General features: G+C 67.5%; 17 protein-coding genes. 10 read left to right on the forward strand and 7 right to left on the reverse strand.

Annotated elements, in window-relative coordinates; all coding sequences use genetic code 11:
• Positions 1-20: 20 nt before the first annotated feature.
• The 3 genes from ACWDTD_RS18385 to mfd form a co-directional block, all read right to left on the reverse strand.
• The gene (locus ACWDTD_RS18385) at positions 21-1,511 is read right to left on the reverse strand and encodes a sulfatase family protein (protein ID WP_449748574.1); all 1,491 of its coding nucleotides are present in this window, start codon (positions 1,509-1,511) and stop codon (positions 21-23) included.
• Positions 1,512-1,623: 112 nt separating this feature from the next.
• On the reverse strand, positions 1,624-2,520 hold the full coding sequence (locus ACWDTD_RS18390) for a MazG family protein (RefSeq protein ID WP_449748575.1): 897 nt from the start codon (positions 2,518-2,520) through the stop codon (positions 1,624-1,626).
• A complete protein-coding gene (gene mfd, locus ACWDTD_RS18395) occupies positions 2,517-6,179 on the reverse strand; it encodes a transcription-repair coupling factor (protein ID WP_449748576.1) in 3,663 nt (1,220 codons plus the stop codon). Before mfd ends, ACWDTD_RS18390 begins: the two co-directional genes overlap by 4 nt.
• Between mfd and ACWDTD_RS18400 the strand changes: the two genes are divergently transcribed.
• The 3 genes from ACWDTD_RS18400 to ACWDTD_RS18410 are packed head-to-tail and all read left to right on the forward strand — an operon-like array spanning position 6,178 to position 8,918.
• Positions 6,178-6,723 (forward strand): N-acetyltransferase family protein, encoded by a 546-nt coding sequence (locus ACWDTD_RS18400; protein ID WP_449748577.1) that lies wholly within the window; start codon positions 6,178-6,180, stop codon positions 6,721-6,723. The two genes, mfd and ACWDTD_RS18400, sit on opposite strands and share 2 nt — an antisense overlap.
• Positions 6,724-6,756: 33 nt before the next feature.
• The gene (locus ACWDTD_RS18405; protein ID WP_449748578.1) at positions 6,757-7,548 is read left to right on the forward strand and encodes a dioxygenase family protein; all 792 of its coding nucleotides are present in this window, start codon (positions 6,757-6,759) and stop codon (positions 7,546-7,548) included.
• A 41-nt stretch (positions 7,549-7,589) separates the two neighbouring features.
• A complete protein-coding gene (locus ACWDTD_RS18410; RefSeq protein ID WP_449748579.1) occupies positions 7,590-8,918 on the forward strand; it encodes an aminotransferase class III-fold pyridoxal phosphate-dependent enzyme in 1,329 nt (442 codons plus the stop codon).
• Between the two features lie 30 nt (positions 8,919-8,948).
• Here ACWDTD_RS18410 and ACWDTD_RS18415 read toward each other — a convergent pair whose 3' ends face one another.
• The 3 genes from ACWDTD_RS18415 to ACWDTD_RS18425 are packed head-to-tail and all read right to left on the reverse strand — an operon-like array spanning position 8,949 to position 11,604.
• Entirely contained in the window at positions 8,949-9,731 is a 783-nt protein-coding gene (locus ACWDTD_RS18415; RefSeq protein WP_449748580.1) for a GntR family transcriptional regulator, read from the reverse strand.
• 28 nt (positions 9,732-9,759) lie between these two features.
• Entirely contained in the window at positions 9,760-10,542 is a 783-nt protein-coding gene (gene fabG, locus ACWDTD_RS18420) for a 3-oxoacyl-ACP reductase FabG (RefSeq protein ID WP_449748581.1), read from the reverse strand.
• Positions 10,543-10,584: 42 nt separating this feature from the next.
• On the reverse strand, positions 10,585-11,604 hold the full coding sequence (locus ACWDTD_RS18425) for a phosphotransferase enzyme family protein (protein WP_449748582.1): 1,020 nt from the start codon (positions 11,602-11,604) through the stop codon (positions 10,585-10,587).
• A gap of 265 nt (positions 11,605-11,869) precedes the next feature.
• Here ACWDTD_RS18425 and ACWDTD_RS18430 point away from each other — a divergent pair, with 265 nt between their 5' ends.
• The 3 genes from ACWDTD_RS18430 (at position 11,870) to ACWDTD_RS18440 (ending at position 16,520) form a co-directional block, all read left to right on the forward strand.
• Entirely contained in the window at positions 11,870-13,429 is a 1,560-nt protein-coding gene (locus ACWDTD_RS18430) for an APC family permease (RefSeq protein ID WP_449748583.1), read from the forward strand.
• A gap of 78 nt (positions 13,430-13,507) precedes the next feature.
• Entirely contained in the window at positions 13,508-14,818 is a 1,311-nt protein-coding gene (locus ACWDTD_RS18435; RefSeq protein ID WP_449748584.1) for an aspartate aminotransferase family protein, read from the forward strand.
• A gap of 7 nt (positions 14,819-14,825) precedes the next feature.
• Positions 14,826-16,520, forward strand: coding sequence for a hypothetical protein (locus ACWDTD_RS18440; RefSeq protein WP_449748585.1), 1,695 nt, complete (start codon positions 14,826-14,828; stop codon positions 16,518-16,520).
• 6 nt (positions 16,521-16,526) lie between these two features.
• On the opposite strand, the gene ACWDTD_RS18445 is transcribed toward ACWDTD_RS18440, so the two are convergent.
• Entirely contained in the window at positions 16,527-17,300 is a 774-nt protein-coding gene (locus tag ACWDTD_RS18445) for a TetR family transcriptional regulator (RefSeq protein WP_449748586.1), read from the reverse strand.
• A gap of 202 nt (positions 17,301-17,502) precedes the next feature.
• Between ACWDTD_RS18445 and ACWDTD_RS18450 the strand changes: the two genes are divergently transcribed.
• Genes ACWDTD_RS18450 through ACWDTD_RS18465 form a run of 4 tightly spaced genes read left to right on the forward strand, consistent with a single transcriptional unit; the run spans position 17,503 to position 21,153 of the window.
• On the forward strand, positions 17,503-18,147 hold the full coding sequence (locus ACWDTD_RS18450) for an ABC transporter permease (RefSeq protein ID WP_449748587.1): 645 nt from the start codon (positions 17,503-17,505) through the stop codon (positions 18,145-18,147).
• Positions 18,144-19,427, forward strand: coding sequence for an ABC transporter ATP-binding protein (locus tag ACWDTD_RS18455; RefSeq protein WP_449748588.1), 1,284 nt, complete (start codon positions 18,144-18,146; stop codon positions 19,425-19,427). Before ACWDTD_RS18450 ends, ACWDTD_RS18455 begins: the two co-directional genes overlap by 4 nt.
• On the forward strand, positions 19,424-20,161 hold the full coding sequence (locus ACWDTD_RS18460; protein WP_449748589.1) for an ABC transporter permease: 738 nt from the start codon (positions 19,424-19,426) through the stop codon (positions 20,159-20,161). Before ACWDTD_RS18455 ends, ACWDTD_RS18460 begins: the two co-directional genes overlap by 4 nt.
• Complete coding sequence (locus tag ACWDTD_RS18465) at positions 20,158-21,153, forward strand: glycine betaine ABC transporter substrate-binding protein (protein WP_449748590.1); 996 nt, start codon at positions 20,158-20,160, stop codon at positions 21,151-21,153. Before ACWDTD_RS18460 ends, ACWDTD_RS18465 begins: the two co-directional genes overlap by 4 nt.
• The last annotated feature ends 27 nt before the right edge of the window (positions 21,154-21,180 follow it).

Here is a 21,180-nt window from a genome sequence, read left to right on the forward strand (position 1 = left end):
GATGTGATTCGCGTGGGGGCTCAGAGTCGCGCGCGGGTGCGGGCCTCGATCTCACGGGCCGATTCGCGTGCCTCGTCGTCGATGTCGCCGCCCTGCAGTTCGCCGGACAGCTCGCGCGAGACGCCGAGCGGGCGCCGCGACGGCAGCGCCTCCTCATCAGGCTCGATGCCTTCGGCGCGCTGGTGGAAGCGGTGCATGAACTCTTCGGCCACCGCGGTCCCCGCCGCTTCGTCGGGCAGCGAGTCCCCGGTGACCGCACGCCACTGCGCGAGGCGTTTCGCGAGTTCGGCGCGCACCGCGGCGTAGGCGGGATCGTCGGCCAGATTGTTCTGCTCTGTCGGATCGTGACGAAGGTCGTACAGTTCCACCGCGGCGCGCGGGATGCGCATCTCCTCGGGGTCGATCGAGCGTGCCGACGAACTGTCGGCGATGTCGAGCGGCAACAGCAGGGCGGGCCGGTGCGCATAGTTCTCGATGTAGCTGTGCCTCTTGGTGCGAACGGCCCGGATGGGGTCGTAGGCATCGTGATAGGTCTTCTCGGTGAAGACCTCCGCACGCGCCGGGTTCTGGGCGTCGCGGGTGAGTTCGACCGCATGTGAGATGCCGTCGATGCCGGCCGGTGCGGGTACCCCCAACAGGTCGAGAACCGTCGGTGCGAGATCCACGCCGGAGAACAGGTCGTCGTAGACGCGGGGCGCGATCTCGCGGGCGGTCGGGGGCCGCACGATCAGCGCAACACCGGTGCCCTCGGCGTACAACGTCGATTTGGCGCGCGGGAACGCGAGTCCGTGGTCGGTGACGAAGACGATCCAGGTGGTGCGCTCGAGTCCCAGCGACGCCACGGTGTCGAGCAGGCGACCGACCGCCGCGTCGGCCTTGGTGATGCTGCCGTGGAGGCCGGCGAGGTCGTCACGGACGTCGCTGGTGTCGGGGAGGAACTCCGGAACGTCGATGCTGCGCGTGTCCGCGGGGGTGTACTCGTCGGCCGGGTAGGGCCGGTGCGTCTCGAAGAATCCGGCGGTGAGGAAGAACGGCCGGGTCTCGCCGCGATCGGCATATCGGCGCAGCCACCGCTGCGACTCGGCGACCACGTAGTCGCAGCGCGAATCGGAGACGTCGACGGTGTCGAAACCGAGGGTCTCCGGGTCGGCACTCTCGTGCTGCATGCCGAACAGCACGGTCCGGTAGCCCGCGTCGGCGAGCACCGACGGCAGGGTGCGGACGCCGTCGCGGTATTCGAATCCGTGGTGGGCGAGGCCGACGAGTCCGTTGCGGTGCGGATACTGCCCGGTGAACAGCGATCCACGCGCCGGCGAGCACAGTGGCGCGGTGGAGTGGGCGTCGGTGAACCGGATACCGGCGGCGGCCAGGGCGTCCATGTGCGGGCTCTCCACGCCGTCGGCGCCGTAACACGCGAGGTGACGCCCCAGGTCGTGCCAGTGCACCAGGATCACGTTCTCGGGGGCGGGGACGGAATCGCCGGAGCGGGCGGGCGCGTCGTCGAAAGCCATCTTTCCATGATGCACCCGCCGTTTACCCACGTCGCGGAGGGTGCCCCGGGGCGTCACCGACACCCCGGAGCCTCACGGACACGCAGACGGTTGCAGCCGGGTCGGTGGGACCTCAGCCCTCGTCGAGGACCGCGCTCCACGCATCGGGCGAGTCGAGCACGACGCCCCCGTCCTTCGCGCGCTGTTCGGCCGACCGCACGTGCGCCATCAGGCGCAGCGTGCGTTCACGGGCGGCCACCTCCACGCTGTCGTCGCCCGGCGTCACGGTCACGGTGATCACGGCCGGGTCGATGGTCTCCACCGGGTAGCCTGCCGCGGTCAGGCGTTCGAGAACCTTCTGCGTCAGGGCGAGTGCCGGTGCGGTGGTCGCGATGCCGTCGAGCACCGAGCCGCGCTGCTTCTCGGCGGCCTTGCGGTCCTCCCATTCCCGGATCTGGGTCTCGAGGTCGCTGTGGGCTCCGGACAGCACGCCGGGCGTACGCCGGCGCACCTTCTCGGTGAAACTGCGTGCCACGGCGTCGATGTCGAAGGGCGCGCGCGGGTCGTCGGCACCGATACTCGCGTGAAAGAGCACCTGCAGCAACAGATCGCCGAGTTCTTCGCGCAGATTCACCGGATCGTCGGCGTCGATCGCGTCGAGCAGTTCGTAGACCTCCTCGAGCAGATACCGGCGCAGCGACGCATGGGTCTGGGTTGATTCCCACGGACCGTTGCGCCGCAGGGTGTTCATCAACGCCACCGCATCGAGGAGATCCTCGCCGGCGACGCGGGGCACCGCGAACACGGTGTCGCCGTCCGTAATCCGCGCCCGCACCAACGGATGTTCGGGGTCGGTGCCCACCAGTGTGCGCGACGGATCCGACTCGGGCGTCGCCGCCTCGAAGTGGTCGAGCGCCCACAGCACCGAGGTGGGCACGTCCTCGGTCACCAGCACGACGCCGGACAGCACCTCGCGAGCCGCGAGTGGGATCACCTCGGGCCGTTGCGCGTCGAGCAGCACCACCGTCATGCCGCGCCCGCCTGCGGGTCGGGTTTGAGTGCCTTGAGGAAGGTGGTGAGGTAGTCGATCAGTTCGTCGTCGCGCAACCGTGCCGAACCCACCCCGCCGGTACGCGGAATGGGCAGTGTGACAACCGATGTCGTCGCGCGGTAGCCGGCGGCGGAATAGAGGCGTTTGAGGCGCACCTGTTCACTGTCGAGCAGGTGCAGCGGCGAGATCTTGACTCCGGTGCCCACCGATCCCACTTCGGTGACGCCCCGTTCCCGGCAACGCAGCCGCAGCTTCGCGATGGCGGCCAGCCGACGCGTTTCCTCGGGCGGGTCGCCGTAGCGGTCGGTCAGCTCGGCCAGCACACCGTCGACGGCGTCGTCGTCGGTGGCCGAGGCGAGTTTGCGGTAGGCCTCCAGTCGCAGCCGGTCGGAGTCGACGTATTCGACGGGGATGTGCGCGTCGACGGGCAGGTCGATGCGCACCTCGGCGGGCTCGGTGGACGACACCGGCTGTCCGTCGGCCGCCGCACGGTAGGCCTCCACCGCCTCGCCCACCAGCCGCACATAGAGGTCGAATCCCACCCCTGCCACGTGACCGGACTGCTCGGCGCCGAGCACATTGCCCGCACCACGCAGCTCAAGATCCTTGAGCGCCACCGCCATTCCGGCGCCGAGCTCGTTGTTCTGGGCGATGGTGGCCAGCCGGTCGTAGGCGGTCTCGGTGAGCGGCTTCTCGCCGCTGTAGAGCAGATAGGCGTAGCCGCGTTCGCGGCTGCGGCCGACGCGCCCGCGAAGCTGATGCAGTTGGGACAGGCCGAGGTTCTCGGCGCGGTCGACGATGAGGGTGTTGGCGTTGGAGATGTCGAGTCCGGTCTCGATGATGGTGGTGCACACCAGCACGTCGTATTCGCGGTTCCAGAACCCCGACACGGTGCGTTCGAGCTGGTCCTCATTCATCTGTCCGTGCGCCACCACCACTTTGGCCTCGGGCACCATGGCGGCGATGTCGCGGGCGGTCTTGTCGATCGTCGACACACGGTTGTGCACGTAGAACACCTGCCCGTCGCGCAGCAGTTCACGCCGGATCGCCGCGGCCACCTGCTTGGGTGCGTACGCGCCGACATAGGTCAGCACCGGGTGGCGTTCCTCGGGTGGGGTGAGGATGGTGGACATCTCGCGGATGCCCGCCATCGACATCTCCAGCGTCCGTGGGATGGGGGTGGCCGACATGGTCAGCACGTCGACGTGGGTGCGCAGCGATTTGATGTGTTCCTTGTGTTCCACCCCGAATCGCTGTTCCTCGTCGACGATCACCAGGCCAAGATCCTTCCAGGTGATGCCGGTCTGCAGCAGGCGGTGGGTGCCGATCACCACGTCCACCTCGCCGGCGGCCATCGCGTCGATGATCTTGCGCGACTCCTTGGCGTCGGTGAACCGAGACAGGCCGGCGATCCGCACCGGGAAACCGGCCATCCGCTCGGTGAAGGTCTGCAGATGCTGTTGCGCCAGAATGGTTGTCGGTACGAGCACGGCCACCTGCTTGCCGTCCTGGACGGCTTTGAAGGCGGCGCGCACCGCGATCTCGGTCTTGCCGTACCCCACGTCGCCGACGATCACCCGGTCCATCGGGACGGGCTTTTCCATGTCGTCCTTCACCTCGCCGATCACGGTGAGCTGGTCGACGGTCTCGGTGAAGTCGAAGGCGTCCTCCATCTCCCGCTGCCACGGGGTGTCCGGACTGTAGGCGTAGCCGGGCGCCGCGTGCCGGGCGGCGTAGAGCTGCACGAGTTCTCCGGCGATCTCACGAACCGCCTTGCGCGCCTTGCGTTTGGTGTTCTGCCAATCCGACCCGCCCAGTTTCGACAGCGACGGCTGTTCACCGCCGACGTAGCGGGAGAGCTGATCGAGGGCGTCCATGGGCACGTAGAGCCGGTCGCCGGGCTGGCCGCGTTTGGACGCCGCGTACTCGAGGACCAGGTATTCGCGTCGCGCCCCCGACACCGTGCGTTCGATCATCTCGACGAACTTGCCGATGCCGTGCTGGTCGTGCACCACCAGGTCGCCGGCGGTGAGCGCGAGCGGATCCACCTGGTTGCGGCGCTTGGCCGGCAACCGGCGGCCATCGCGCGCTCCCGCGATCCGGGTGCCGGTGAGGTCGGTTTCCGTGACCACCACCAGACCCGCTGCGGGACAGACGATTCCGTGGCGCAGTGCACCACCGAGGATGGAGACCACACCCGGCGCGGGCCGCGCTCCGGGTTCGACGACGTGGTGCGGCACCTCGGCGTCGGCGAGTCGCTCACCGACGCGTTGCGCGGTGCCCTTGCCCGCCACCACGATCGCGGCGGGGTTGCCCGCGCTCACGTGGGCGCGCAGCGAGGCGAACACCGCGGCGATCTCGCCCTCGTCGCCGCGTGGCGTGGGTCCGGCGCTCACGTCGAGCGAGAGTTCGTCGCCCGACCCCGATTCCAGCGGACTCATCGTCCACCATGAGCGGCCTGCGGCCAGTGTGGCCGCCTCCACATCATCGAGTGACCGGTAGGCGCTGGCCTGAAGGTCGATGGCGCTGCCGGTCGGGGCGCCACCGCGCGCGTCGACCGGGGCGGATGCGCCCATCGCGGCGGCGTTCCACGACGCCTCGAGGAACTCGGCACCGGTCGCGGCGAGGTCGGCGGCGCGGGTGCGGACCTTCTCCGGGTCGAGCACCAGCACGCGGGTGCCGTCGGGCACCACCTCGGTGAGCAGTTGCATCTCGCCGTCGATCAGGGCGGGGATGAGCGCCTCCATCCCGGCGACGGGAATGCCTTCGGCGAGCTTGGTGAGCATCTCGGCCAGCGCGGGTTCGCCGGCGTGCACCTCGGCCAGCGCGCTCGCCCGGTCCCGCACCGCGGGGGTGAGGATCAGTTCGCGGCAGGGGTGGATGAGCACGGTCGAGGCGTCCACTTCGGGCTGACTGCGCTGGTCGGCCACGGAGAAGGCCCGCATCTCGGTGATCTCGTCACCCCAGAACTCCACTCGCACGGGGTAGTCGGCGGTGTTGGGGAACACGTCCAGGATGCCGCCGCGGACCGCGAACTCGCCTCGGCGGCCCACCATGTCGACCCGCTCGTAGGCCATCTCCACCAGGTCGGCGAGCAGCGTGTCGAAGTCGATCTCGATGCCCTCCCGCAGGGCGATGGTCCGGATGTGGCCGAGGCCCGGGGCCATCGGCTGCACCAGCGAGCGGACGGTGGTGACCACCACGCGCAGCGGGGTGTCGCCCGGTTCGGCCAGGCGGTGCAGCACCGCCAGTCGCTGCCCCACCACCTCGGCGCTCGGCGAGAGTCGTTCGTGCGGCAGCGTCTCCCAGGAGGGGAACTGCGCCACCGAGTCGGCCCCGACCGAATCGCCACCGATGAGCTCGCGGAGTTCGCCGGTGAGGTCGTCGGCTTCGCGGCCGTTGGCCGACACGACGAGCAGTGGGGTGTCGACGGCCTGGCTCAGGCAGGTCACCGCGAACGGGCGCGCCGCATCGGGTGCGGTGATGTCGCGACGCGTGGTGCCGGTGTCGTCAGCGGCAGCGGTTGCCAGAGCGGTGAATGCGGAATCGGTACAGGTCAGCGCGGCGAGCCCGGAGAGAGCGGCAGGTGACGTCGACACCCGAGCAATTGTAGGTGCCCGGCCGTAGGGTGACGCCATGGCCACCTCCGCGCCCCCGTCGGGCGACGTCCTCGTTCGTGAGGCCACCGCCGCGGACTGCCCGGCCGTCGCCGAGATCTACCGGCACTACGTGGACAACACCGTGGCGACCTTCGCCTACGTCGCCCCGGGCGTCGAGGCCTGGGAGCGCAAACTCGACGGGATCGTGTCGGCGGGCCGCCCCTTTCTCGTCGCGCTCGATTCCGCCGACGCCACGGTGACCGGTTTCGCCTACCTCGGCCCGTTCCGCACGTTCGACGGCCCGTCGGCCTACGACCGCACCGTTGAGGACACGATCTATCTGCGTCCGGGCACCGGCGGCCGGGGCATCGGGTCGGCGTTGATGGCCGCACTCATCGCCGCCGTCGACCCGGCCACCGTGCGACGCATCGTCGCGGTGATCGCCGCGACCGGCGGCGAGGCCTCGGTGGCGCTGCATGAGAAGTTCGGTTTCACCATTGTCGGACGGACCCCGCACATCGGCTTCAAACATGACCAGTGGATCGACACCATCTACCTGCAGCGCGACATCGACGAACCGTAACCGGACCGTGGTCCGATTTGGTATCATTGGTGCATGTCGCAGCCCGATCCCGCCCGTATGCCGCCCCTGTTCCTCAGCCACGGCGCTCCCCCGCTGGTCGACAGTGCACGGTGGGTGCAGCAGCTCACCGACCTGTCGGCGAGCCTGGACCGTCCGACGGCGATCCTGGTGGTCTCCGCGCATTGGGAGGCGGCACCGCTGACCATCGGCTCCACCGATCCGGACACACCGCTGACCTACGATTTCTGGGGATTCCCCGAACGCTTCTACCGCACCACCTACTGGTCGCCCGGCGCCGCCGACCTCGCCTCGCGGGTCGCGTCGATGATGCCCGACGGCGAACCGATCGCCCACGACGCACACCGGCGACTCGATCACGGCGCCTACGTGCCGCTCACCGTCATGTATCCCGACGCCGACATCCCGGTGCTGCAGATCTCTCTGCCCACACTCGATCCGGCACGTCTGCTCGACCTGGGTCGCCGCCTCGCCCCGCTGCGCGACGAAGGTGTGCTGATCATCGGATCGGGGTTCACCACCCACGGCCTGCCCTATCTCACCGACCCCCGGCCCGAGGCCACCCCGCCCACCTGGTCGAAGGAGTTCGACGCCTGGGCGCACGAGCGATTCGCCGCGGGAGATGTGGAGTCGCTCATCGACTTCCGGCACCGCGCACCGGGAATGCCGTACGCGCATCCGACGATCGGACACTTCGCGCCGCTGTTCGTCGCGCTCGGCGCCGGCGACGATCCGCAACGCCCCGGAGATCAGGTGATCGACGGCTTCTGGATGGGTCTGGCCAAGCGCAGCCTGATACTCGCCTGAACGACCACGCACGCGGGACCGATTGCTGCGACGATGGAGGCATGCCCGCACCGCACAATCCCGACGCCGCCCAGATCTACGCCACCGAGAGGGCTCACGTCTTCCACTCCTGGTCGGCGCAGGCGACGATCGACCCCCTGGTGATCACCGGCGCCGACGGCTGCCACGTGATCGACGGCGACGGAAACCGGTTGCTGGACTTCTCGTCCCAGCTGGTCTTCACCAACATCGGCCACAATCATCCGCGGGTGGTGGCCGCGATCGCCGAGCAGGCGTCCACCCTGTGCACGGTGGCGCCCGCCCATGCCAACGCCGCCCGCGCGCGGGCCGCCGAACTGATCGTCGACATCGCCCCGGAAGGGTTCACCAAGGTGTTCTTCACCAATGGTGGCGCCGACGCGGTGGAACACGCGATCCGCATGGCGCGGCTGACCACCGGACGCTACAAGACGCTGTCGGCGTTCCGCGGCTACCACGGCGGCACCCAGCAGGCGATCAACCTGACCGGGGATCCACGCCGCTGGCCCAACGACTACGGCTCGGCGGGCTCCGTCCACTTCTTCGGACCTTTTCTCTACCGCAGCGCTTTTCACGCCACCACCGAAGAGGAGGAATGCGCTCGCGCGCTCGCGCACCTGTCGGATCTGATCGACTTCGAGGGACCCGACTCGTTTGCCGCGATCATCCTCGAGTCGGTGCCCGGCACGGCCGGGATCATGCCGCCGCCACCCGGATATCTGGCCGGTGTGCGACGGCTGTGCGACCGGCACGGCATCGTGATGATCCTCGACGAGGTGATGGCGGGATTCGGCCGCACCGGAAAGTGGTTGGCGCTCGACCATTTCGACGCCGTGCCCGATCTCATCACGTTCGCCAAGGGAGTGAACTCCGGATACGTGCCGCTCGGCGGCGTCATCATCTCCGAGCCGATCGCCGACGCGTTCGCCACCCGCCCCTACCCCGGCGGCCTCACCTACTCCGGCCACCCGCTCGCCTGCGCGGCCGCGGTGGCCACCATCGAGACCATGCGTGACGAGGCCATCGTGGAGAACGCCGCACGCATCGGCGCCGAGGTGCTCGGGCCGGGCCTGGATGAACTCGCCGCGCGACACGAGGTGATCGGAGACGTCCGCGGGCTCGGGGTGTTCTGGGCGGTGGAACTCGTCGCCGACCGTGCGACCCGTGAACCGCTGGCACCCTACGGAGGCAGTTCGGCGGCGATGAAGGCGATCGCCGACCGGGCTCAGCGCAACGGACTCCTGTTGTTCCAGAACATGAACCGTTTCCACCTCACCCCGCCGTGCACGGTGTCGGCCGCGGAGACCAAGCAGGCACTTGCGATCCTCGACGACGCACTGAGCGTGGTCTGACCGCGCCGACGGTCCGGGGGCATGCGACGGTCAGGGATGGACGATCCGGACCACCCGGCCGTCGTCGGTGAGTTCCTCGTCGACCGCGGTGGCCGACGTGGTGGCCACGATGCGAATCCGGTCGGCGCGAAACACGTCGACGCCGTATTCGAACGGCACACCGCCACGATCGCGGGTCACCCGGGTCACCGACACCAGCGGGCTACGCACGGGGATGTGCAGCCATCCCGCCTCCCGCGGGTTGGCCAGCACCACCTCGAATGTTTCTGCGGCAGAGGCCACCACGAATCCGTACCGCACCCGTAGCAACTCGTAGAGCGACCCGCCGAGTGGTTGTTCGAGTAGGTCCGGTGCGTCGTCGGCCACGAAGCACGCGCGTTCCACCGACAGCGGGTGGGCGTCGGCGAACCGCAGTCGCCGCACCACGATCACCTCCGAATCGGCCGACACCTCCAACGCGGCGGCTTCGTCCTCGGTGGCCGGGCGCCGTTCGGTCCCCAGCACCGTCGACGAACTCGTGTGTCCACCGGACTGGAGCCGTCGCGGCAGCGGAAGCAGTTCGGCCGCATTGCGTTCGACCACGTCCGAGCGGATGAACGTGCCGCCCGCCCGGCCGGCACGACGTTCGATGATGCCCGCTCGACTCAGCGGCAGCAGCGCGCTGCGCAGGGTGGCACGAGATACCGCGAAGGTCTCGGCCATCTCGCGTTCGGAGCCGAGGCGAGACCCGGGCCGCAGTCGTCCGGCGGCCAGCATCGCCAGGATGCGTCGCCGAACGTCCTCGGCGACCGGACCACCGTCTGTCTCCGCCATCGCGCACCTCCGTCGGCCCTCGCGGGGCTCAGGATACGGGACGAACCGCGTCCGGTGACTCGGGCAACGTCTGTCCGCCGTCGACGGCGATCGCCTGACCGGTGATGTAGGACGCCTCCGCGGAGGCGAGGAACGCCGCGAGATGTCCGATGTCGCGGGGATCGCCGAGTGTCCCGGCCGGGATGGCGCTGGTCATCGAGTTGATGTACTCCTCGCCCATCTCGGCGAGCCCCTCGGTGAGGATGTTGCCGGGCATGATCGCGTTGACCGTGATTCCCTTGGGCGCCAGTTCGATTGCCGCCGAACGCATGAAACCCAGTTGGGCCGCCTTCGACGCGCCGTAGTGCGACCAGCCGGGGAATCCGGTGATCGGGCCGGTGATCGAGGAGGTCAGGATCACGCGTCCGCACGACGATCGCGTCAGGGCCTCGATCGCGGCCTGCACCGAGTAGATGGTGCCCTTGACGTTCACGTCGAGGATCTCCGCGAGGTCATCGGGGGTCATCGCGTCCAGCGACGCCTCCGGGAAGATGCCTGCGTTGGCGCACAACACATCCAGCCCGCCGAACGCATCCACCGTCTGCGCCACCATGGTGCGGCACGATTTCGGGTCGGACACGTCGGCGCTCACCCCGATCACCGATCCGGTTCCCGCAGCGGACAGTTCGTCGACGACGGCGTCGAGCTGGGCCGTCGAACGTGCGGCGATGGCCACGTCCGCACCTGCCGCGGCGAACACCCCGGCGATCCCTTTCCCGATTCCCTTGCTGCCCCCGGTGACGAGGACCGAACGGCCGTCGAGCGTGAACATCGATACTCCTTTGCCTCGGTGTTTGCGGTCACATACCCGGTGTCAGGTGGTGCGGCTCGGGGCGGGCGTCATGCCGCAGGCATCGGCGAGCCACGCCGGATCGTGCAGGTACCGATCAGCCAGTTCGGCGGTGCCCGAGGCGAAGTGACCGCTGACCTGTTGCGCGATCTCGGCCTCGGGGTGGGTCCCGATCCACGCGGTCAGCATGAGGCGGCGAACCATCACGAAAGTGGGGATCATGGCCCTGTGCTCCTCGCCGAGATCGCGGACACGCCGGTAGCCGTCCAGCCAGGCGGCGATGATGGAGTCCACCTCGGCGGAGTCCTCCATCCACGACACCACCGAGCCGAGGTCGGCGAGAAACCAACTCCATCCGCAGTCGTCGAAGTCGATCACGGTGATCGTGTCGACGGTGTCGGACCCGACCATCAGGTTGGCCAGCCTGAGGTCGGCGTGCACAAGGCCGAACCGGTCGGGGGCCGTCCCGTAGCGGTGCAGCGCGGCGACCGCCTGCTCGGCGGCCGGCGTGATGCGTTCGCGCAGAGAACGGTTCATGTTCGGAGCGGATCGCCAATCGCCCCAGCGCGCCTGTGGTCCGAGCATGGTGTCGGCATCCCACCGGAATCGTTCGAACCATTCCGGCCGATCCCACCCACACGCGTGCGCGTGCAGGCGGGCGGTGATCTCGCCGAGGTCGTCGTAGCCGATGTCGGTGGGTCGTTCTTCGGCGATCACACCGTCGATGAACTCGAACGCCGAGACGAATCGGGTGGCGCCACACGAGGTCACGGACGTCACCGATTCACCGGTGGTGGCCGGGACCAGGGACGGCGTCCGCACGGCGTCGACCCTTCTGAGGTCGTCGATCCAGGCGAGCTCCGACCGGATCGCGGGCAACGGATGATAGCCGTCGCGGTGGATACGCAGCACGAGACGACGATCGCCCTCGGTGAGCAGGAACGTGGCGTTCTCGCTGATCGACAGCAGCGTGATCGTGGCGTCACCGAAGCCGTACGCGGGTGCGGCCGCTCGAGCGAAGCGACGGTAGGGATCGGGGTCCATCACTCCTCCTCTGGTTGTACGTAGCGTCCCGTGCACACCGTCGTCTGGCAACGGGAGCAGACCAAATAGCGAAGGTTTTACGTGGCCGACCCGCACGTAACCACGCCGAAACGTCAATGGGCGGTTTGCGCACTTTGTGCTGGTTGACGTGTATGTTCAACGCAGCTCACAATGATCTCCACCCAACGGTCGGTCTCGACCATTCGGTGTGCTCTCTCGTCCCCAGCGGTGCGGACCAGACCAAAAACATTCCTGTGAGGTACTGATGAGTGACCTGGTGAAATCTCCTGCTGCGACCGCCCCGCCCGGGGTGCAACGACTCAAACCCAACGCGGTCGGTCTGGTCGGCGTGCTGTTCATGGCCGTCGCCACCGCCGCGCCCATCACCGCGATGGTGGGCAACGTGCCCATCTCGGTGGGCTTCGGCAACGGCGCCTACGCCCCCGCCGGCTACATGGTGGCCACCATCGTGCTCACCCTGTTCGCCATCGGCTACGCGTCGATGTCGAAGCACATCACCGCCACCGGAGCCTTCTACGGTTACATCTCGCACGGGATGGGCAGAGTGGTGGGCCTGGGCGCCGGATTCCTCACCGCGCTGGCCTACATGGTGTTCGAGGCCTCGCTGGTCGGGATCTTCTCCTTCTTCGGCGAGGACCTGTTGAAGTCGTTCTTCAACGTCCAGATCCCGTGGATCATCCTGGCACTCGGCATGCTCGCGGTGAACGCCGTACTCACCTACTTCGACATCAATCTGGCCGCAAAGGTGTTGGGCGTCTTCCTCATCACCGAGATCCTGATGCTGACCCTGATGGCGCTGTCGGTGCTGTTCAGCGGCGGCGGCCCGCAGGGGTGGTCGTGGGGATCGCTGAACCCGATCAACGGTTTTCACAGCCTGTCGGGTTCGGTGGTCGGCATGGATGGGAGCACGATCGCGGTGGCCGGGTCCGCGGGCGTCGGGCTGTTCTTCGCCTTCTGGTCGTGGGTCGGATTCGAATCGAGCGCGATGTACGGGGAGGAGTCGAAGAACCCCAAGAAGATCATCCCGATCGCGGTGGTCGGCTCCGTCGTCGGGATCGGCGTGTTCTACGTGTTCATCTCGTGGCTGGCCATCGTCGGTACGGGTCCGCAGAATTCGATTGCGCTGGCCCAGGATTCGTCGACCGCCGGCGACATCTTCTTCAATCCGGTGTCGCAGCATCTGGGCACCTGGGCCGTCGACATGTTCCGGATTCTGCTGATGACCGGCTCCTTCGCCTGCGGCATGGCCTTTCACAACTGCGCTGCGCGCTACATCTACGCGATCGGGCGCGAGGACGTGATCCCCGGCACCGCCAAGACTCTCGGCGCCTCACACCCCAAGTACGGATCGCCCTACATCGCCGGATTCGCCCAGACCACGGTGGCGACCCTGATCGTGGTGTTCTTCGCGGTGACCCACCGCGATCCCTACACCGGGCTGTACGGACTCATGGCGCTGCTGGGCACCACGGCGATCCTGATCGTGCAGGCGATCGCGGCGTTCTCGGTGATCGCGTATTTCCATGTGCTCAAACGGCATCCGGAAACCGCGCACTGGTTCAAGACCTTCCTGGCCCCACTGCTCGGCGGACTCGGCATGCTGTACGTGATCTACCTGCTCGCCAAGAACGCGCAGTTCGCCGCCGGCACGGCGGCCACCGACGTGGTGTTCGCGGCGATCCCGTGGATCGTCGGAACGGTGGGTATCGCCGGTGTCGTCGTCGCGCTCGTCCTCAAGTACAAGTCGCCGGGCCGCTATGTGCACCTCGGGCGGATCGTTCTCGAGGACTCGCACGAACGCTAGTACCCACAGCACGGCGAGTACCGACAATCAGCGAGTACCGATAATCAGCGAGTACCGATAATCGAGGAGAAGGCAGCCGTGGGATTCTCGAACATCATGGATTCCAATATCTTTGATGGCACCGGAGTGGTGGATCCCATGGCTGCCGCCCTCGTGGCGGGCAGGCAACAGATGCTGGGCCCGGCCTATCGGCTGTTCTACGACCGCCCGGTACACCTGGTGCGGGGCAGGGGCAGCCACCTGTTCGACGCCGAGGGCAACCGCTATCTCGACGCCTACAACAACGTGGCCTGCGTCGGTCACGCCCACCCGTATGTCACCGAGCGGGTGGCCGCCCAACTCGGCGAACTCAACACGCATACCCGCTACCTGCACGAGGGCCTTGTCGACTACTCCGCACGATTGCTCGCGACGCTTCCCGTCGATCAGATCATGTACGCCTGTACCGGTTCGGAGGCCAACGACCTGGCGCTGCGGGTGGCAGACACCTTCACCGGCAACCGGGGGGTGATCGTCACCGAGGACGCCTATCACGGCAATTCGGCTGCGGTCAGCATGATCTCGCCCTCGCTGGGAAGCGGTGTGGGCCTCGGCGATCACGTGCGGACGGTACCCGCCCCCACGACGACGCCGGATGCCAGTGATGTCTTCGCCGCGAACGTTCGCGCCGCGATCGCCGATCTCCGCGAGTCGGGGTACGGCATCTCCTGCCTCATCGTCGACACCCTGTTCTCGTCGGACGGCATCTTTGTCGACCCCGGCATTCTGGGGGCGGCGGTGCGCGCCGTGCACGACGCCGGTGGGGTGTTCATCGCCGACGAGGTGCAACCCGGTTTCGGGCGAACCGGCGACGGTATGTGGGGATTCGCGCGGTCGTCGGTGGTCCCGGACATCGTGACGCTCGGAAAGCCCATGGGCAACGGTTATCCGGTGGCGGCGATGGCGGCCGCACGCGCGGTACTCGAACCGTTCGCCACCACCGTGCCCTACTTCAACACCTTCGCCGGCAGCCCCGCGGCGATGGCCGCCGCGGGTGCCGTGCTCGACGTCATCGAGGACGAGGATCTGATCGCACACGCCAAGGCCACCGGCGAGCGTTTGCACCGGATGATCGACGAGATCGGTGCGCGCCACGACGCGGTCGCCCAGGTGCGCGGCCGCGGGCTGTACATCGGTGTGGAACTGCGGACCGACGGCGTGGCCGACCGCGCCCTGGCCAAGCGGGTGACCAACGAACTGCGCGAACGCCGGGTGCTGATCTCGGTGTGCGGGCGCGACGGAAACGTCCTCAAGATCCGCCCACCGATGGTGTTCTCGGCGTCCGACGCCGACTGGTTCGGCACCGAACTCGACGCAGCCCTATCGGCTGCGGCACCCGACGGGTCATGATGGGGACATGAGCGAGACGTACTTCGACCTGGGTACCTACACGCGGCCGGTGACGACTTCCTCGCCGCAGGCACAACTGTGGTTCGACCGCGGCCTGGTGTGGGCGTACGGCTTCAACCACGAGGAGGCGGTCGCCTGTTTCGACCGCGCGATCGAGGCCGACCCGGAGTGCGCGATGGCCTACTGGGGTGTCGCCTACGCGATGGGCCCGAACTACAACAAGCCGTGGGAGTTCTTCGACGACGTCGAGCTGGAAACCGCTGTGCAGCGCACACATTCGGCGGCGTTGCGGGCCCGCGAGCTGTCCGCGTCGGCGAGCCCGGTCGAACAGGCACTGATCGGAGCCCTGGTCCACCGCTATCCCGCGGCCGAACCGACCGGGCCCGCCGGTGATGCCGACACCTGTTCGGTGTGGAACGTCGGGTTCGCCGACGCGATGCGCGCCGTGTACCGGCAGTATCCCGACGATCTCGAGGTGGCGGCTCTGTTCGCGGATTCGATGATGAACCTGACGCCATGGGCGCTCTGGGATCTGACCACCGGCGAGCCGGCGCCCGGGTCACACGCAGTGGAGATCCGGGAGGTGCTCGACGCGGCGTTCCAACGTCCCGGCGGGCGCGACCATCCGGGTCTGCTGCACCTCTACATCCACCTCGTCGAGATGTCCGCGGCACCCGAGAGCGGGCTGCTCGTCGCCAATCGCCTGCGTGAGCTGGTGCCCGATGCCGGTCACCTGCAGCACATGCCGACTCACCTCGACGTGCTGTGCGGCGACTACCAGCAGGTGATCACATCGAACCTGCGCGCCATCGACGCCGACGACAGGTTCCTCGCGTATGCCGGCCCGATGAATTTCTACACGCTCTACCGTTGCCACAACCTGCACTTCGCGATCTACGGGGCCATGTTCCTCGGGCAATCGGAAGTGGCGTTGTCCACCGTCGCGCGTCTGGAGGCCACCATTCCCGACGACCTCGTGCGCGTCGAGGTTCCCCCGATGGCCGACTGGATCGAGAGCTTCCTCAGCATCCGGGTGCACGTGTACATCCGGTTCGGCATGTGGCCTGAGCTGATCGCGATGAGCCTGCCCGACGACCGCGAACTCTATTGCACCACAACGGCGATGATCCACTACGGTCGCGGGGTGGCCTACGCCGCGACCGGCCGGGTGGATGAGGCACAGGCCGAGCGGGAGCTGTTCGCGGCCGCGGTGAGCCGGGTTCCGACCTCGCGCACCCTGTTCAACAACACCTGCGTGGACATCCTCGCCGTGGCGTCGGCAATGCTCGACGGCGAACTCGAATACCGGCGCGGCAGCATCGACGATGCGTTCGCCCACTTGCGGAGATCGATCACGCTCGACGACACCCTCCCCTACGACGAACCGTGGGGATGGATGCAGCCGACACGGCACGCCTATGGAGCGCTGCTACTCGAACAGGGCCGCGTCGAGGAGGCCGAAGCGGTCTACCGCGCCGATCTGGGCTACGACGACACACTTGCGCGGGCGGTGCAGCATCCACGCAATGTGTGGGCGCTGCACGGGTATCACGAATGTCTGACGAGGCTCGGAAAGAGCGGCGAGGCAGCGATCATCGGGCGTGAACTCGCCCTGGCCGCCGCGCTGGCCGACGTCCCGATCACCGCGTCGTGCCTGTGCCGCCTCGACGCGGTGGGTACGGACACGCCGCACTGCTGCTGAACCGGTTCAGCTCTCGTCGTCCGCGGATTCTGCCACGTCGTCGTCCGCCGATTGGCCGTCCGCCGATTGACCGTGTGTCGGTTCGCCAGGTGCGGTGGTGCGATCGCGCGGCTCGACGTAGTCGGGTCCGACGAGTTCCGGGTCGGGATCGAGGCGGGTGAGGCCGTTCCAGCACAGATTGACCAGATGCGCGGCCACCACCTCCTTGGGCGGTTCCCGGACGTCGAGCCACCATTGCGCGGTGACCGACACCATGCCGACCAGGGCCTGGGCATACAGCGGTGCCAGTTTGGGATCGAATCCGCGTCGCTCGAAGTCGCCGGCGAGGATGTGCTCCACCTGGCTGATCGCGTCGTTGAGCAGGCTTCCGTACGTGGCGGTGTCGCCGGCGCCGGAGCTGGTGCGCTCACCGCGAACCAGAATGCGGAAACCGTCGGTGCGCTCCTCCATGTAGGTGAGCAGGGCAAGTGCCACCTGCTGAATGCGGTAGAGCGAGCGATTCTTGGTCAGCGACGACGTGACCATCTCGAGCAGGGTTTCCATCTCGCGGTCCACCACCACCGCGTACAGGCCTTCCTTGCCGCCGAAATGCTCGTAGACGATGGGTTTGGAGACCCCCGCACGCTGGGCGATCTCCTCGATCGAGGTGCCCTCGAAGCCACGTTCGGCGAACAGACCGCGGGCCACCTCGATCAGCTGCAATCTGCGCTGGGCGCCGGTCATCCGCGCGCGGGGGGCGCGATGGACCTCCGCCTTGTCCGTCGGGCGACTCACTGGCATGGCTCCCAGACTATCGAGGAGTGCGGTATCCGCCACCCGGCGTACCCGGGAGGATTTGCCTCACGTCGAGTCAAATCATGCAGGACGATCATCGATAGGGGTACGGTCGTTTGAGGTCCGTGTGCAAATCGGGCCCGAGCCGTCCACACATTGCCGTTGATGCGACACCGTTCGTAGGATGCGGCCACACCATGGAGACTGCGTGCAACTGTGGGATTACATTCAGCAACACGCTGAAAACCTGGCTTTCCTGACCTATCAGCACGCATCGCTGTCGTTCCAGACCGTCCTCGTCGGCACTGTCGTGGCGATCATCGTCGCCGCCGCGGTCTACCGGTTGCCGCTGGGGTCGGCGCTGACGCTCACCTCGAGCCGTGTGGCACTGACGATTCCGTCGTTGGCCCTGCTCGCGTTGCTGATCGTGCCGTTCGGACTCGGCGTGGTGCCGTCGTTCATCATGCTGGCCTTCTTCGCGGCGATGCCGGTGATCGGCAACGCCATCCTCGGCCTGCGGTCGGTACCCGCCGGCGTCGTCGAATCCGCCCGCGGCATAGGCCTTTCCCGCTGGCGCATCCTGCTCACCGTGGAACTGCCCATCGCGTGGCCGGTGATCCTCACCGGGATTCGCGTGTCCACCCAGATGATCGTGGGCGTGGCGGCCATCGTCGCCTACGTTCTCGGTCCCGGGCTGGGATCGCTGATCTTCAACGGACTTTCGCGACTCGGCGGTGCCAACGCCCTCGAGATGGCGCTCACCGGAACGATACTCATCGTTCTCATCGCGCTGGTCTTCGACGGCCTGCTCGTCCTCCTCGGCCGCCTCACGATCTCAAAAGGACTGCAATGACCGACGTAGCGAACACGCCGGCCTCCGGCGAATCCAGCAGTGGCCGCACGGTCACCGGCGCATCCATCCGACTCGACGGGGTGGTCAAACGGTTCCGCGGGCAGGAACGGCCGGCGGTGGAGCACCTCGACCTCGACATCGACGCGGGACACATCGTCGCGTTCGTGGGTCCCTCCGGCTGCGGCAAGACCACCACGTTGAAGATGATCAACCGGCTCATCGAACCCACCGAGGGCCGTATCTTCATCGACGACCGCGACGTGACCCGTGAGAACCCCGACAAGCTGCGGCAATCCATCGGGTACGTCATCCAGTCCGGCGGCCTGTTCCCACACTGGTCGGTCGCCAAGAACATCGGCGCCATCCCCCGGGTGCTGGGCTGGGACAAGAAGCGCATCGCCGAACGCACCGACTACCTGCTCGACCTGGTGGGCCTGGACGCGGCCACCTTCGCCGACCGGCTGCCCAAGGACATGTCGGGTGGACAGGAGCAGCGGGTCGGGGTGGCACGCGCGCTGGCCGCCGACCCACCGGTACTGCTGATGGACGAGCCGTTCAGCGCGGTCGACCCGATCACCCGGGTCCGCTTGCAGGACAGCCTCATTGCCATTCAGCACGAACTCGGCAAGACGATCGTCGTCGTCACGCACGATTTCGAGGAGGCCACCAAGCTCGGCGACAAGGTACTGATCCTGTCCGAGGGCGGACACATCGAGCAGTACGCGACGCCGGACGAGATCCTGGCCAGCCCGGCGACACCGTTCGTCGAGGAGTTCATCGGATCGGGTGCCACGCTGGCGCAACTGACGCTGTCGAGGGTGCGCGACGTGGACCATCAGGAAGTGATCACCGCCCGTGTGGGCGAACCCGCCGGCGAGGTGATCGGCCGGGCGCGGGCGGCCGGGCACACCTGGATCGTGGTGGTGGACAACGAAGGTCGTCCGCGGGCGTGGCCCACGCTCGACGAGGTGGGCACCAAACCGGAGATCTCCGATTTCCTCGATGCCCGGCTGCCCGTGGTGGCGCAGTCCTCGACACTCAACGACGCACTCGACACCATGCTCGCGGCCAGTCAGGGCGCCACCCTGGTGACCGACGGCCACGGCGCGGTGGTGGGCATGCTGAACATCGGTGCGGTGATGGACATCATCCGTGGCCAGTTGGCGCAGGTCCGCAGCGACGAACCCGACACGGGCTACGAGAGTCACGACGAGGGCACCGGCCCCATCGAGACGCCGATCGTCGCCGCCGACGACCCCGACGAGTCAGCCGGATCATGAAACAGCTTCGGCGGCTGCCGATCGACGTCTGGTTCGAACCGTTGGTCTTCATCGTGATCGGTGTCGGCTACTTCACCTGGTACGCCACCACCACGTTCACCGAGACCGAGCAGGCCTCGCTGGGCTGGGCCACGTTGCAGACCACCATTCTCGATCACATCAAGCTGACGTTGACGGCAACGGTGATCGTGATCGTCATCGCGATCCCGGCGGGTATCGCGCTGACCCGTCCCTCGCTGCGCTGGCTGAATCCGATCGCGGTGAACATCGCGAACATCGGTCAGGCCGCGCCCGCGGTGGGTCTGCTGGTGCTGTTCACGTTCTGGCTGGGCACCGGATTCCGCACGGCGGTGGTCGGTCTCGTCGTCTATGCCATCCTGCCGATCCTGCAGAACACCATCATCGGACTCCGGCAGGTCGATCAGCGCACCATCGAGGCCTCGCGCGGCATCGGCTACTCCGCGGCCCGCACCCTGTTCCAGGTGGAGTTGCCGCTCGCGGTGCCGGTGATCCTCAACGGGGTGCGCACCGCGCTGGTGATCCTGGTGGGCACGGCCACACTGAGCACGTTCATCGGGGCCACCAGCCTGGGCACCCTGATCACCACCGGTGTCACGCTGTTCCTGCCGAAGCTACTGATCTCGGGTGCCATCCTGGTGGCCCTGCTCGCGATGATCATCGACTGGCTGGGCCGGGTCTTCGAGTTGGTCGCCACACCGCGGGGGGTGTCATGACCTCGGCACGCCGCAGAGCGCTGCTGTTCGTCGCGCTGCTGGTGGCCGGGGCGCTCGGCCTGGTCGGCTGCGGACTGGTCAGTTCGTCGGGCACCTTCAAGTCGGCGTCGCTGCCCGACGGCCAGACGCCGCTCGACGGCGCCAAGCTGACGGTGACGTCGAAGAGCTTCACCGAGGGGGTGATCCTGGGCAAGATCACCGCGACGTACCTGGCGGCCGCCGGCGCCGATGTCACCGACCTGACGGGAGCACCCGGGTCGGCGTCGTCGCGGCAGGCGCAGCTCAACGGTGACGCCGACATCCTCTGGGAGTACACCGGCACCGGGTGGGTGAACTATCACGGCGAGACCGAGACGATCTCCGATCCGCAGGAACTGTGGCAGAAGGTCCACGACGTCGAACTGCGGGACCACAACCTGGTGTGGTTGCCGCCGGCGAACTTCAACGACACCTACGCGTTCGCGGCGTCCACGCCCACCGCGAAGCGGCTCAACGTGACCACCCTCTCCGACGTCGCGAAGCTGCCCGTCGCCGACCGCACGTTCTGTGTCGACGACGAGTTCTTCTCCCGCCCTGACGGTTTCAAGCCGATGCTGGAGAAGTACGGGATTCCGCTCGGCCAGCCCGGCGGGGTGCCGCTGGGCAATGTGACGCGCATGGACGCCGGCGTGGTGTACACCTCGACGGCCAAGAGTTCGCCGTGCAACTTCGGCATGGTGTACACCACCGACGGCCGCATCAAGAACCTCGATCTCGTGGTGCTCACCGACGACAAGAAGTTCTTCCTGCCCTACAGCGGTACCGCCGTGGTGCGCAAAGAGATCATGGACCGCTATCCGCAGCTCAACGAGTTGCTGGGCACCATCTCGTCCCGTCTGACCGACAACGTGATGCAGGAACTCAACGGCCGCGTCGACATCGACGGCGAGGACCCGGCGCAGGTGGCCTACGACTGGCTGATCAGCGAGAAACTGATCGTCCCCCAGAAGTAGGTCCACCGGCAGCAGGTGCCGCAGAGG

This window comes from Gordonia sp. NPDC003425 (genome assembly GCF_053588635.1).

Coding starts and splice junctions, on each gene's coding strand:
- ACWDTD_RS18385 (WP_449748574.1), bottom strand. CDS start 1,511: ATGGCTTTCGACGACGCGCCCGCCCGCTCCGGCGATTCCGTCCCCGCC.
- ACWDTD_RS18390 (WP_449748575.1), bottom strand. CDS start 2,520: ATGACGGTGGTGCTGCTCGACGCGCAACGGCCCGAGGTGATCCCACTC.
- ACWDTD_RS18400 (WP_449748577.1), top strand. CDS start 6,178: ATGGCCACCTCCGCGCCCCCGTCGGGCGACGTCCTCGTTCGTGAGGCC.
- mfd (WP_449748576.1), bottom strand. CDS start 6,179: ATGGCGTCACCCTACGGCCGGGCACCTACAATTGCTCGGGTGTCGACG.
- ACWDTD_RS18405 (WP_449748578.1), top strand. CDS start 6,757: ATGTCGCAGCCCGATCCCGCCCGTATGCCGCCCCTGTTCCTCAGCCAC.
- ACWDTD_RS18410 (WP_449748579.1), top strand. CDS start 7,590: ATGCCCGCACCGCACAATCCCGACGCCGCCCAGATCTACGCCACCGAG.
- ACWDTD_RS18415 (WP_449748580.1), bottom strand. CDS start 9,731: ATGGCGGAGACAGACGGTGGTCCGGTCGCCGAGGACGTTCGGCGACGC.
- fabG (WP_449748581.1), bottom strand. CDS start 10,542: ATGTTCACGCTCGACGGCCGTTCGGTCCTCGTCACCGGGGGCAGCAAG.
- ACWDTD_RS18425 (WP_449748582.1), bottom strand. CDS start 11,604: ATGGACCCCGATCCCTACCGTCGCTTCGCTCGAGCGGCCGCACCCGCG.
- ACWDTD_RS18430 (WP_449748583.1), top strand. CDS start 11,870: ATGAGTGACCTGGTGAAATCTCCTGCTGCGACCGCCCCGCCCGGGGTG.
- ACWDTD_RS18440 (WP_449748585.1), top strand. CDS start 14,826: ATGAGCGAGACGTACTTCGACCTGGGTACCTACACGCGGCCGGTGACG.
- ACWDTD_RS18445 (WP_449748586.1), bottom strand. CDS start 17,300: ATGCCAGTGAGTCGCCCGACGGACAAGGCGGAGGTCCATCGCGCCCCC.
- ACWDTD_RS18455 (WP_449748588.1), top strand. CDS start 18,144: ATGACCGACGTAGCGAACACGCCGGCCTCCGGCGAATCCAGCAGTGGC.
- ACWDTD_RS18460 (WP_449748589.1), top strand. CDS start 19,424: ATGAAACAGCTTCGGCGGCTGCCGATCGACGTCTGGTTCGAACCGTTG.
- ACWDTD_RS18465 (WP_449748590.1), top strand. CDS start 20,158: ATGACCTCGGCACGCCGCAGAGCGCTGCTGTTCGTCGCGCTGCTGGTG.